Raw genomic sequence first — 11,354 nt, forward strand, 5'->3', positions numbered from 1 at the left:
GGTGGCGGCTGTTGCCGTGGTGGCGGGGGGTGCGGTGGCGGGGGGTGCGGTGGCGGTGGCGCGTCAGCCGGTCACGTGCTCGCCGCACCGCCCGCCGTGAGCCCGTCGATCATGCGGTCGAGGAGGCGCTCGAAAGCGGCGTCGGGCCCGGCGTCCTCCGGGGCCGACGCCGACGCCGACACCAGGGCCGCGGCGAGCCTGGGGTACCTGCCGCTGAGGGCCACGCCCTGCAGGTAGCGGGCCTGCGCGTCCTGGAGTTCGCTGGAGGTGCGGCCCGCGGCCACGGTCGCCTGCTCCTGGGCGAGTTCGTACGAGACGTGGCCGGCCACGAAACCGGTGAGCAGGCTGAACGCCTCCAGCCCTGCCCCGGCCTCCAGGCCCGCCGCTTCCAGTGCGCCGAGCGCGTACTCCAGGACCGTCAGCGTGCGCGGGCCGAGCGTCTGCCGGGTGTGCAGCGCCGCGGGCAGCCACGGGTGGCGCCGCATGATCGCGCGCTGTTCCCGGGCGAGGCGCCGCAGGTCGGCGCGCCAGTCACCGGACGGTCCGGGCGGAAGCCGGTGGTCACCGCTGACGTGGTCGACCATGAGCTCCAGCAGCGTCTCCTTGTTGGGGACATAGCTGTAGAGGGACATCGTGCCGGCGCCGATCCGGGACGCGATGGCGCGCATCGTGACGGCGCCGATCCCTTCGGCGTCGGCGATGGCCACCGCCTCGGCGGTGATCTCGGCGCGGCTGTGCGCGGGCGGCCGCCCGCGTCGCGGGCCTTCGGTCTGCGACCAGAGCAGCTCCGGATCCACCCCGGCCGCGCGGCCGGACGCACCGGACGCGTCTGTACGGGCCACTGCGGCCCTCCCCTCTCTCCTGTTGCCCCATCCAACCATCCTGTATTCTCGTACAACGTACGAGAAGTACGGGGAACTCAGCAATCCAGCAATCCAGCAATCCAGGAATCGGGGCACAGTGACCACCGCCAAGACGCCCACCGACACGACCGTGGCCGCGACCACCACCGGCGCCGCGACCACCACCGCCGCCACACCCCGCCCGTCGGCGAAGAAGCCGCCCCTGTCCGTGCGGTTCGCGAGGCGGTCCATGCGGGGCCTGCCTCCGAAGCTCCACGACATCGCGTGCGAAACGGATCTCGTCGTTCCCGCCGCGGACGGCAGCCCGCTGCTGACGGATCATTACTTCCCTGTGTCCGACGGCGATTTCCCCACGCTCCTGATCCGTTCTCCGTACGGCCGCGGCTTCCCCTGGGCCCCGATGTACGGCGTGCTCCTGGCCGAACAGGGCTTCCACGTCGTCCTGCAGAGCTGCCGCGGGACCGGTGGTTCCGGCGGCGCGTTCCACCTGTGGCGCAACGAGGCCGCGGACGGTCACGCCGCCGTCGCCTGGCTGCGCCGCCAGTCCTGGTTCTCCGGTGTGCTGGGGACGATCGGACCCAGCTACCTCGGGTACGTCCAGTGGGCGCTCGCGCTCGACCCGCCGCCGGAACTGCGGGCGATGGTGGTCCAGGTCGGCCTCCACGATCCGCACCGCCTCTTCCACAACGAGGGCGCGTTCGCCTTCGAGAACTCCCTCGTCGTCGGCGTCGGGATGACGAACCAGCACCGGGGGCTGGGGCGCTTCGTCGGGGCCACCGTGCGGCTGATGCGCCACCTCCGCGGGATCACCCGGTCCCTCCCCCTCGCTGAGGCGTACGTCCCCGGCCTGGGCGGGCGGGTCCCGTTCCTGGACGAGGTGATGGCCCACCCCGAGGCGGCCGACCCGCACTGGCGGGGGGCGGACGTGGGAGCCGCCGCCGACCGTCTGGCCGTTCCGACCAGTCTGATCGGGGGCTGGCACGACGTGCTCCTCGACCAGAACCTGGAGCAGTACGACAGGCTGCGGCGCGCCGGCTGCGAGACCTCCCTGCTCGTGGGCCCCTGGACGCACACCTCCGCACTGCAGCAGGGCTGGCCCGAGGTCTTCGCCGAGAGCCTCGCCTGGCTACGGGCCCACCTGTGCGGGGACCCGTCGGGCCTGCGGACGACGCCGGTACGGGTGCACGTGGGCGGCAGCGAGGAGTGGCGCGACCTCCCCGACTGGCCGTCGGCGGGGGCGGGCCGGCGCTGGTACCTCGACGGCGACGGCACCCTGGACGACCGGGCCGCCGGGGGCGATGGCGGGGCCGGGGGCGGGGACGCGTCCCCGGTGCCGTTGGGGGCCTTCCGTTACCTCCCCGCGGACCCGACCCCCTCGGTCGGCGGCCCGCTGCTGTCGGCCAAGGCCGGTCGCCGGGACAACACCGCCCTGGAAGCGCGGGAGGACGTACTGACCTTCACCACCGCCCCGCTCACCGAGCCGGTGCACCTCCTCGGGCCGGTCAGCGCGGAGCTGAGCGTCAGCGTGGACACCGGCCACGCCGACGTCTTCGCCAGGCTCTGCGACGTCGATGCCGACGGCCGGTCGACCAACGTCTGCGACGGGATACGACGCCTGCGCCCCCCAGCGGAATCCCCCTCGTCCGCGACCGCCATGACCCCGGTCACGGTGGCGATGAGTTCCACCGCCCACCACTTCCCCGTCGGGCACCGGATCCGCCTGCAGATCAGCGGCGGCGCGCACCCCCGCTTCGCCCGCCACACCGGCACGGACGAACCCCTCGCGACGGCCACCCGGCTCGTGCCGTCCGAGATCTCGCTCCACCACCCGTCCGCCCTCGTTCTCCCCACCGTCCGCGAGGAGCCCCCGGCCGCCGGGTGATCAGCGCCGTGCGGAGATGACGATCAGGAGTGACACGAGGCCGGTCACCACCAGGCTCCCGATCAGGACCAGGCCCACGCCGACGACGTAGAGCCCGCTGGAGTCGTCCGACCAGTCGTAGGCGGCGGCCACGGCCAGCCCGGTACTGGTGCCGAGCACCGCGGCCGCGACGTGCCCCCGGGAGGCCGCCCAGTACACCGGCGCCAGCAGGGTCAGCCCGAGCCCGATGACCTGCCACGCCTCGTACGGACCGGTCGTCGAACCGTCCGGGTGCACGTCGCGGTGCTGGTCCCAGCCGAGCCACGCACCCCACATGGCCATCGCCACCACCGCCGCCACGACGCCTGCCCACAGGGGGTGGGCCGCTTCCCCCAATCGTTTGCGCATGCCCCCAGTGTCACGGCTCACGGCCGCCCCGATCCGGCGATGCCGGTCCGTTGGTCACCACGCCGAATCCACAGAAGGGCGGCCGCCAGCAGTGCGGCACCTCCCAGCAGCCAGGGCAGGGAAGGGGAATCCGACGGAAGGAACCCGATGATCAAACCGGTGAGAGCGCCCGCCAATTGCAGGGCGAGGGACTGTACGGACAGCGCGGTGGCGCGGCCCGCACCCTCGACACGGCGGTGCAGGATGTCGTTCTCGCTCGGTCCCGCGGCGCCGAGCCCCAGGTAGACGAGGCCGTAGCCGACGCCCGCGAGGACCGTGGACGCCGCCCCCGTGAACGCCGCGGTGACCCCGAGCAGGAGCAGACCGCCCGCGGCGGCGCCCAGGCTCACCATGACGGCCCGCTCGCCGCCGGCCGCGAGGCGTGCGGTCAGCGGCGCGAGGTGGCTGCCGACGGCGGAGCACACGAAGCCCGCGCACGCGAGCGCGGCGAAGAGCACCGCGCCCGACTCCGACGCACCCGTGAGAGCCGCGGCCCGGCCCGGGGTCAGCAGTTCGATCGCGGCGAGGGCGCCGCCGACGGCCCCCGTGCTGAGGAGGACCCTGCGGACCAGCGCGTCGCGCCCGCCCAGGCGCAGTCCGCCCGCGACGGTGGCCGGGATGCCGCGGAGTACGTCGCCCAGCGCGGCCGCCGGCCGGGGCGGCTCGGGCAGCGCGGTCAGCACGTACAGCACGAAGGCGGCTTCGACCGCCGCCCCCAGGAGCAGCGGCACGGAAAGGGGCAGGACCAGTCCGGAGGTCGCCCCGCTCAGCCGGGCACCGAGACCGGGGCCGAGTCCGATCAGCCACGGCACGGCTCCGCCGAGCAGAGTGCCCGCCGCGAGCGCGGCGGAGGTCGCGGAGGAGCCGCGGGCCAGCCCGGTCCGCAGATCGGCACCGGGCCCGGAGCCTGCGTGGACGGTGTCGACGTACCAGGCTTCGGCCGGCCCGCTGGAGAGCGCCCGGCCCGCGCCCATCAGCACCATGCCTAGCCCGAGCAGCCAGCCGGTGGTACCGAGCCCGAGGAGGATGAGGGCGATCAGGTTCAGCGCGCCGGCGCAGGCCAGGACGGCCCGGCGTCCGAGGACGTCGGACAGTCCGCCGGTGGGCAGTTCCAGCGCGGCGGCGGTCAGGGAGTGCGCGGCGAAGAAGCCGGCGATGCCCGCCATGGCCATTCCGCGCTCGGTGAAGAGCAGGATCAGGGGCGCGATGGTCAGCCCCAGGGGCAGCCAGAACCACGCGCAGACCGCGACGTAGCGGCGGCGAGCGGTGCCCGCGTCCAGCGGGCGGGCGGTGTGGGCGTCTTGGCGTGGTGCGGTGCGTATGTCCAGCGGGCCGGTCATGACGCGCCCCCGGCGTCGGCGCCCGCGGGGGCCTGGGCGTCCGCTTCCGCCACCCCGGGGTCGCGCGGGGCCAGCGGCAGCCCGGCGGTGAGGAGGACGATCTGCGCGGCGCGCGGATCCGCCGCGTCGCGGGCGGTGAGCCCGGCCAGGGTCCGGCCGACCACCTCCCAGAGTTCGGTGAGGGACTCGGGGGTGAGGCGCGGCATGAAGTCGCTGATCCCGGACGGCTCGACCCACTCCCGGCCGAGCCGTCCCTCGGCGAGGTCGGCCTCGTGCCGGGCCAGAGACGCCGCCAGGTGCTCGATCTGGGTCCTGCGCGACAGGCTGACGTAGGCACGGCTGCCCGGTGAGTCTTCCATGGCCGCACCGCTCCAGGTGGTCGCCGCGTGCACCGCCTGCCAGCGACGCTCCCGCCCGTCGCGATGCTCGGCCTCGGCGACGAACGCGTACTTCGCCAGCACCCGCAGGTGATAGCTGGTGGAGGCGGACGACTCCCCCGTCCTGACCGCGAGTTCACTCGCGGTCGCCGGTCCGTCCTGCCGGAGCATCCCGAGCAGGCGGATGCGCAGGGGGTGCGTGAGGGCCTTCAGGGCTGCCGCGTCCTGCTCGGGATCGAGCACGCGCTTCCGCTCTTCGCTGATCATGAACGGGAGAGTAGAACGCTCCGAAGGTTTCCAAAAGTATTTTTGCAGAATTTCTTTGGGAACCACGCCGTACCCGTACCGTGTCCCCCGTGATCACCACGAAGGCGCGCGTCGAGGCGCTGCTCGCCGACATACCGGAGCTGGCGCCGTACGTGCGCGAGGCGACGCTGCTGCGGCCGACGGCGGGGCGGCCCACCGCGCTCGACAGCCATGTCGGCGGGCCGTTGCGGTGGCCGGTCGGCGAGCCGTGGCCCGTGTGCGAGGGGCCGCACCTGGCCGAGGTGCGGGAGAAGCTCTCCGCCGCGGACCGGGAGACCTTGCGGCAGATCGACCGCGCCATGCGCGAAAGGCGGGCGGGCAGGCCGGACTCCGCGTACGAGGTCACCCACGAGGAGGCCGAAGTGCAGGCCCTCATCATGGACGGCGCCGGCATGCTCGACATGGTCACCTGGGAGCTGGTCCGGCACGTACCGGTCCCGATCGTGCCCGGCGTGCCGATGGTCGCGGTCCTCCAGCTCCACGCGCGGGACGCACCGACGCTCGACTGGCCGCGGGGCACGGACGTACTGCAGATCCTGTGGTGCCCGCAACAGCACACCGACCTGCCCGGGCAGCCGCACTACGGGGGTTGGGGGCCCGCGGTCCAGCTCCACCACCGCTCCGCGGGGACGCTCACGGCCCCGGCCCCGGCCCCGGCCATCGCACCGGTGGACGCGGTGGACTCGTACCTGCCCCAGCCGTGCGTACTCGACCCCCTGGCCGTGACCGACCTCCCCGACCAGGACGAGCTTCCGGAGGAACTCCTGACCCGGGCCGAGGCCTGGGCGGAGGCCCGCGAGGCCGAGTACCACCGCGAACTCTCCTGCCAGGAGGGCTGGAAGGCCGGCGGCTGGCCGAGCTGGCACCAGACGGACCTGGTACCGATCGACTGCCCCGTCTGCGGCGCCCGGAACCACCTGCTCCTCACCCTGGACAGCGGCCACGCCCCGGGCCTCGGCGTCGGCGGCTTCGGTGAACTGCGCGTCTTCACCTGCCCCACGGACGCCGCACACCCCTTCCACCTGAACATCCAATAGCCCGGTAGCGGCCCCGTCCTTCAGTTCTCCATGAGTCGGAGGCGCCAATACCCCCAAGCACTCAGTGGAGTTGCCAGGACCTGGGCGCCCGGGGGGCGGAGGGCGTCATCCTGGGGTGCACCGAGATCGAGCTCCTCATCGGCTCCGAGGACAGCCCCGTACCGCTCTTCCCCACCACCCGCCCGCACGCGGAGGCAGCGGTCGACGCGAGCCTCACCGACCGGGGCGACACCCGGAGGTGAATGTGGGCGGGGGCGGCAACCGACCGGTTGCCGCCCCCGCCCACCTTCACGTCCGCGTCCACCCGCGTCAGGCGGGCGTCACACGCGGTGCGGGCCGTCGTAGTACCCGCCGACCTGGCGGTGGTAGTCCAGGTCACCGAGGTGCTTGTCCTTGTCGAACTCGGGAGCATTCTTGATCTGCTCCTTCGTCCGGTCGACGAAGATCTTCCGCTCCTCGGCGTCGATGCGGCCGACCGTGCCCGCCGGCAGCAGGACTTCCTTGCCGAAGATCCACGGGCCGGTGTCGACCACGATGTACGCGGAGCCGACCTCCTCCGAGTGCTTGTCGACCTTGCCGATGGAACCGTCCGTCGCCTCGACCTTGTAGCCCGTCAGATCCGTACCGGCCAGGTGCCCGGACGTCTCGCGGTAGCCCCACACGTTCTCAGTCATGCGAAAAACAACTCCTTCGGTCATCAAAGGGACAGGAGAGGCGGGAGGGGATCGAATGGAATGGAATCGACTGGATTCCGCCCCCAACTCCCTTTCTCGAGTCCATTTCCCAGCTCGCTTTTCCGGATTCTTTTCAGGCTCCCTTTCGGGCTCCCTTTCCGCTGACACGGAAGGGAACCGCGGGCCACCGCCATACCTTGCTTGTATTACCAGCTTGCTTGTACTACCGGCTCGCTTGTACTACCAGCGATACCAGCGACCGCTGCCGCCCTTCGGGCGGGCGACGAAGCCCACCAGCCAAAGGACCAGGACGGCGATAGCCACCCACCAGAGAATCTTCACCGCGAAACCCGCGCCGAAGAGAATCAGAGCCAGTAGAAGAACGAGAAGCAGGGGAACCATAGTTATCAACCTCCGAAGCGACTTCTGCCCGACCATGGCCCGCTCATGCGTGCGAATCCCGCCTGTTTTTCGCCGCCGAAACCGGGCAGCAGAATCGGTCGCGGATCACGCGGCGGGCGGGAACCTGTCCCACGCGCGGTGTTCACCCAGGGCTGCGGTGACCGCGTCCACGACCGTCGTGACGTCCTCGTGCACGGCGACTCCGGGTTCGTCCGCGCCGATTCCGGCGGCCTCGATGAGGCGCCGCCCGTCGTTCCAGGCGCCGATGGCCTTGCCGTGCCGGTAGGCCTCGGTCATCAGCAGGAGGACGCGGGGGTCGGGGCCCTGCGGCGGGACGGCGGTACCGGCCTTCGCGTCGCGCGCCCCGTACGCGTCGGCGCCCGCCGCGGGGGTGCCCGCGAACACGAGGGCGTCGAACTCGACCGAGCGGGCGGTGGCGAAGGTGCGCTGCACCGCGATCGGATCGCCCTCGGGGCCGAGCGTGCCGCCGACCGGGGCGATGACGAGGGGCACCATGCCCGCGTCCAGGATCTTCTGCCGGAGGGTCCGTACGCCGTCCAGGTGGGCGCTCGCGTCGGTGACGATGCCGATCACGCGGCCGTCGGTCGGCCAGGTGCGGCCCAGCTGCGAGAGGGCCGGGCTGGGATCGGCTCCGACCAGCGGCACGGTGGCCTGCGGGGCCGGCAGGCCGAGGCCCGTGGCGACCTCCTCGCACAGCTCGGGGTCGATGTTCGCCAGGACCTTCAGGGTGCGTTCCTTGACGGCCTGCTCGAGGCACTTGTTCAGTTCGAAGGTGTAGGCGGCGATGATGTGTTCGCGCTCGGGCGGGCTCATGCTGAGCCAGAAGAGGCGGGCCTGGGTGAAGTGGTCCGAGAAGGAGGCCGGGGCCGCCCGGACCTTGCTCGCTTCCGGGATCTTGACGGGCGTCTCGATGAAGGCGCTCGTGTCGGCTCCCGCGAGGAACGGGCAGCCTCCGTCGAGGCTGTTGGGGCGGTAGGGGGCCACCCCGGTGTGCACGGCGCTCTGGTGCATGCCGTCGCGGAGCATGTCGTTGACGGGAGCGTGCGGCCGGTTGATGGGGATCTGGCCGAAGTTGGGGCCGCCCAGACGGCTGATCTGGGTGTCCAGGTAGGAGAACAGCCGCCCGGCGAGCAGCGGGTCGTCGGTGACGTCGATGCCCGGCACCAGGTGGCCGGGGTGGAAGGCGACCTGCTCGGTCTCCGCGAAGTAGTTCCTGGGGTTCGCGTTCAGGGTCATCAGCCCGATGGGCTGCACCGGCGCCAGCTCTTCCGGGACCATCTTCGTGGGGTCGAGGAGGTCGATGCCCTCGAACATCTGGTCCTCGGTGTCGGGGAAGACCTGGATGCCCAGCTCCCACTGCGGGAACGCGCCCGATTCGATGGCGTCGGAGAGGTCCCGGCGGTGGAAGTCGGGGTCCATCCCGTTGATCAGCTGCGCTTCCTCCCACACGAGGGAGTGCACGCCCAGCTTCGGCTTCCAGTGGAACTTCACCAGCACGGTGTCCCCGGCCGCGTTGACCAGGCGGAACGTGTGGACCCCGAAGCCCTCCATCATCCGGTAGGACCGCGGGATCCCCCGGTCGGACATGTTCCACAGCGTGTGGTGGGTGGCTTCGGTGTGCAGGGACACGAAGTCCCAGAACGTGTCGTGCGCGCTCTGCGCCTGCGGGATCTCGCGGTCCGGGTGCGGTTTGGCCGCGTGCACGATGTCGGGGAACTTGACGGCGTCCTGGATGAAGAAGACGGGGATGTTGTTGCCGACGAGGTCGAAGGTGCCTTCCTCGGTGTAGAACTTCGTCGCGAAACCCCGGGTGTCGCGGACCGTGTCGGCGGAGCCTCGCGAGCCCAGGACGGTGGAGAACCGCACGAACACCGGCGTTTCGACGTCCTTGGCCAGGAAGGCCGCCTTGGACACCTCGGCGGCCGTGCCGTACCCCTGGAAGACGCCGTGCGCCGCCGCGCCCCGCGCGTGCACCACCCGCTCCGGAATCCGCTCGTGGTCGAAGTGTGTGATCTTCTCCCGCAGGTGGTGGTCCTGGAGCAGGACCGGCCCGCGCGCCCCCGCCTTCAGGGAGTGGTCGGAGTCGTACAGCCGCGCGCCCTGGGCCGTGGTCAGGTAGGCGCCGCTCTGGGCCCGGCGCGCCTGGTCCGCTCCCGTGGCCTGACCCGTCGGGCTCACCGTCTCGGGGCCCTGCTGATCCGCCTTCGGCGGCAGCGGCTGGGCGGGCCGGGCCGGCTCGCCCGGCAGGCCGCCACCGGCCGGTTCGGAGGCCTCGCTGGTGCGCTTCGTGGTCATCTCTTCTCCCAGGGGACGATCGACTGGACGCTTCACCCATGACCGGGGAGCGTCCGCTCTCAAACGGGGCCGGGTGTTTCTCACCCGCCCTCACGGCAGTCGCCCATCGGCCTCACGGCGGGGCGTGTCCGTCGCTTACCCCCTCCGCGGGAATGAACCCCGTGATTCAGGACGATTCGGTGAATAGGACGCATAGGATCGCCTGGCCGGGCTTCAGCCGAGGTGCTGTTCGAGCCAGTCCGCCGCGGTGCGCCGGTACAGGCGCCGGTTGTCCGCCCGCAGGAACTCGTGTCCTTCGTTGCGCAGCGTCAGCTGTCGCGCCGGCACCCCGCGCTCGCGCGCCGCGCGGACGAACTGCTCCGACTCCGTCGGCGGCACGTTGGTGTCGTGCTCGCCGTGGACGGCCAGGACCGGAGCGCGCAGCTGGTCGACCCGGCTCATCGGGGACAGACCGCGGAGCAGCTCCCGGTCGTGTTCGGGGTGGCCGTACTTGGCGGCGGCGGACTGGGCGATCCACGGCTCCGTACCGGCGAAGAAGGTGGCGAAGTCCGACATCCCGCAGACCGCGACCCCCGCACGGAAGAGGTCCGGGTGCCACACCAGGGAGGCCATGGTGAGGTAACCGCCGTACGAGCGCCCCATCACCCCGAGCCGCAGGGGGTCGGCGTACCCGAGCGAGACGACGTGCGCGGCGCAGTCGGCGACGTCCTCGATCGCCGCGAACCGGCCGGCGCCGAGGTCGGCGTCCACGAAGGACCGCCCCCAGCCGGAGGACCCGCGGACGTCGGGGGCGAACACGTCCAGGCCCCGGCCGAGCAGCTCGTGGTACAGCGGGTTGAACACCGGCCGTTCCTGTTCCTCCGGGCCGCCGTGCAGGTGGACGACGCACGGGGCGGGCCGGCCCGGGTCCCGGTCGGGCGCGCGGTAGTACCAGCCGCCGAGCACCAGCCCGTCGCGGGCCCGGCAGCGCAGGGGCACGGGGCGTACGGGCGCGGGGCCGGGCGGGGCCGCTTCCTCGTCCCGGGCCGACCAGCCGGTGCGTACGGGCAGGAGGGCCCCGTCCCATTCCCAGATCCCCGGCCGTCGTTGGGAGCCCGACAGGGCGGCGAAGAGTCCGCCGCGCTCCACGGGCGCGATCCGGGTCACCACCTCGTGGGGCAGGACCGGGCGGTTCCGCGGTCCGGTGTCGGGGTCGGTGGGGGCGAGGGGCAGGGCCACGCTCTCCAGTTCCGTCGCGCCGTGCGCGTTCCACGCGAGGACGGCCCACCGGCCGTGGTCGGGCACGCTCAGCAGGTCGAGCGCGGACTGCGCCCGCTCGGCCGCGACGCTGACGCCCCGGCCCGCGCCGTCCTCGTCCAGCCGGACGCGCAGGAGGGCCGCGAACTCCCGCTCCGCGTCGCTGCGCAGCCACAGCGTCCGCGCGTCGGCGGAGAACCGGCCGATCCACGGGTCCCCGTCGGCGACGTGCAGCGAGAAGGCGGTGCGGCCCGAGAGCGTGTCGAGTACGAAGCCTTCCCGGCGGCCGCGCGGGCCGCGCCGGACGAGCGCGAAGCGGCCGTCCGCGCTCGTGTCGCACACGCGCAGCGAGGCGGCTCCCTCCTCGCGGTACAGCAGGACGGGTGCGTGCGCCCCGTCCGGCCGACCTGTCCGGGGACACGGCGCTGCGCGCGGCCCGGGAGGAGTTCCTCGCCGCCGAGGACGCGAAGCACCCGCGGCTCGCCGAGGTCCGCG

At 72.6% G+C, this 11,354-nt stretch carries 10 protein-coding genes and 1 pseudogene; 3 read left to right on the forward strand and 8 right to left on the reverse strand.

Annotation, left to right across the window (positions count from 1 at the left end; genetic code table 11):
* Nucleotides 1-71 precede the first annotated feature (71 nt).
* A complete protein-coding gene (locus ABT084_RS28370; protein WP_351049680.1) occupies nucleotides 72-797 on the reverse strand; it encodes a TetR/AcrR family transcriptional regulator in 726 nt (241 codons plus the stop codon).
* A 295-nt stretch (nucleotides 798-1,092) separates the two neighbouring features.
* Between ABT084_RS28370 and ABT084_RS28375 the strand changes: the two genes are divergently transcribed.
* Nucleotides 1,093-2,745, forward strand: coding sequence for a CocE/NonD family hydrolase (locus tag ABT084_RS28375; protein WP_351049683.1), 1,653 nt, complete (start codon nucleotides 1,093-1,095; stop codon nucleotides 2,743-2,745).
* On the opposite strand, the gene ABT084_RS28380 is transcribed toward ABT084_RS28375, so the two are convergent.
* Genes ABT084_RS28380 through ABT084_RS28390 form a run of 3 tightly spaced genes read right to left on the reverse strand, consistent with a single transcriptional unit; the run spans nucleotide 2,746 to nucleotide 5,155 of the window.
* Nucleotides 2,746-3,132, reverse strand: a complete 387-nt coding sequence (locus ABT084_RS28380) for a hypothetical protein (RefSeq protein ID WP_351049664.1) — start codon at nucleotides 3,130-3,132, stop codon at nucleotides 2,746-2,748.
* A 17-nt stretch (nucleotides 3,133-3,149) separates the two neighbouring features.
* On the reverse strand, nucleotides 3,150-4,511 hold the full coding sequence (locus ABT084_RS28385; protein ID WP_351049667.1) for an MFS transporter: 1,362 nt from the start codon (nucleotides 4,509-4,511) through the stop codon (nucleotides 3,150-3,152).
* Entirely contained in the window at nucleotides 4,508-5,155 is a 648-nt protein-coding gene (locus ABT084_RS28390; RefSeq protein ID WP_351049669.1) for an ArsR/SmtB family transcription factor, read from the reverse strand. The genes ABT084_RS28385 and ABT084_RS28390 overlap by 4 nt, the downstream gene beginning before the upstream one ends.
* Before the next feature lie 89 nt (nucleotides 5,156-5,244).
* Between ABT084_RS28390 and ABT084_RS28395 the strand changes: the two genes are divergently transcribed.
* Nucleotides 5,245-6,231 (forward strand): hypothetical protein, encoded by a 987-nt coding sequence (locus ABT084_RS28395; RefSeq protein WP_351049671.1) that lies wholly within the window; start codon nucleotides 5,245-5,247, stop codon nucleotides 6,229-6,231.
* Between the two features lie 77 nt (nucleotides 6,232-6,308).
* Nucleotides 6,309-6,473, forward strand: a pseudogene (locus tag ABT084_RS28400) (aspartate/glutamate racemase); the annotation flags it as partial.
* Between the two features lie 78 nt (nucleotides 6,474-6,551).
* Here the strand turns inward: ABT084_RS28400 and ABT084_RS28405 are convergent.
* The 4 genes from ABT084_RS28405 to ABT084_RS28420 all read right to left on the reverse strand — a co-directional run.
* Nucleotides 6,552-6,905 (reverse strand): PRC-barrel domain-containing protein, encoded by a 354-nt coding sequence (locus tag ABT084_RS28405; protein ID WP_351049673.1) that lies wholly within the window; start codon nucleotides 6,903-6,905, stop codon nucleotides 6,552-6,554.
* 240 nt (nucleotides 6,906-7,145) lie between these two features.
* Nucleotides 7,146-7,307, reverse strand: a complete 162-nt coding sequence (locus ABT084_RS28410) for a hypothetical protein (protein ID WP_053676175.1) — start codon at nucleotides 7,305-7,307, stop codon at nucleotides 7,146-7,148.
* 105 nt (nucleotides 7,308-7,412) lie between these two features.
* Nucleotides 7,413-9,623: a catalase gene (locus tag ABT084_RS28415; RefSeq protein WP_351049675.1), complete on the reverse strand. Its 2,211-nt coding sequence runs from the start codon at nucleotides 9,621-9,623 to the stop codon at nucleotides 7,413-7,415.
* Between the two features lie 213 nt (nucleotides 9,624-9,836).
* Nucleotides 9,837-11,354, reverse strand: a 1,518-nt coding sequence (locus ABT084_RS28420; protein WP_502969216.1) for an alpha/beta hydrolase family protein, incomplete at its 5' end; no start/stop codon positions are given.

Origin of the sequence: Streptomyces sp. NPDC002138 (assembly GCF_040296485.1) — a bacterium.
Lineage (GTDB): Bacteria > Actinomycetota > Actinomycetes > Streptomycetales > Streptomycetaceae > Streptomyces.

Excerpts from the sequence above, each read along its gene's own strand:
- ABT084_RS28410 (WP_053676175.1), bottom strand. The coding sequence starts at position 7,307 with ATGGTTCCCCTGCTTCTCGTTCTTCTACTGGCTCTGATTCTCTTCGGC.
- ABT084_RS28385 (WP_351049667.1), bottom strand. The coding sequence starts at position 4,511 with ATGACCGGCCCGCTGGACATACGCACCGCACCACGCCAAGACGCCCAC.
- ABT084_RS28375 (WP_351049683.1), top strand. The coding sequence starts at position 1,093 with ATGCGGGGCCTGCCTCCGAAGCTCCACGACATCGCGTGCGAAACGGAT.
- ABT084_RS28380 (WP_351049664.1), bottom strand. The coding sequence starts at position 3,132 with ATGCGCAAACGATTGGGGGAAGCGGCCCACCCCCTGTGGGCAGGCGTC.
- ABT084_RS28415 (WP_351049675.1), bottom strand. The coding sequence starts at position 9,623 with ATGACCACGAAGCGCACCAGCGAGGCCTCCGAACCGGCCGGTGGCGGC.
- ABT084_RS28390 (WP_351049669.1), bottom strand. The coding sequence starts at position 5,155 with ATGATCAGCGAAGAGCGGAAGCGCGTGCTCGATCCCGAGCAGGACGCG.
- ABT084_RS28405 (WP_351049673.1), bottom strand. The coding sequence starts at position 6,905 with ATGACTGAGAACGTGTGGGGCTACCGCGAGACGTCCGGGCACCTGGCC.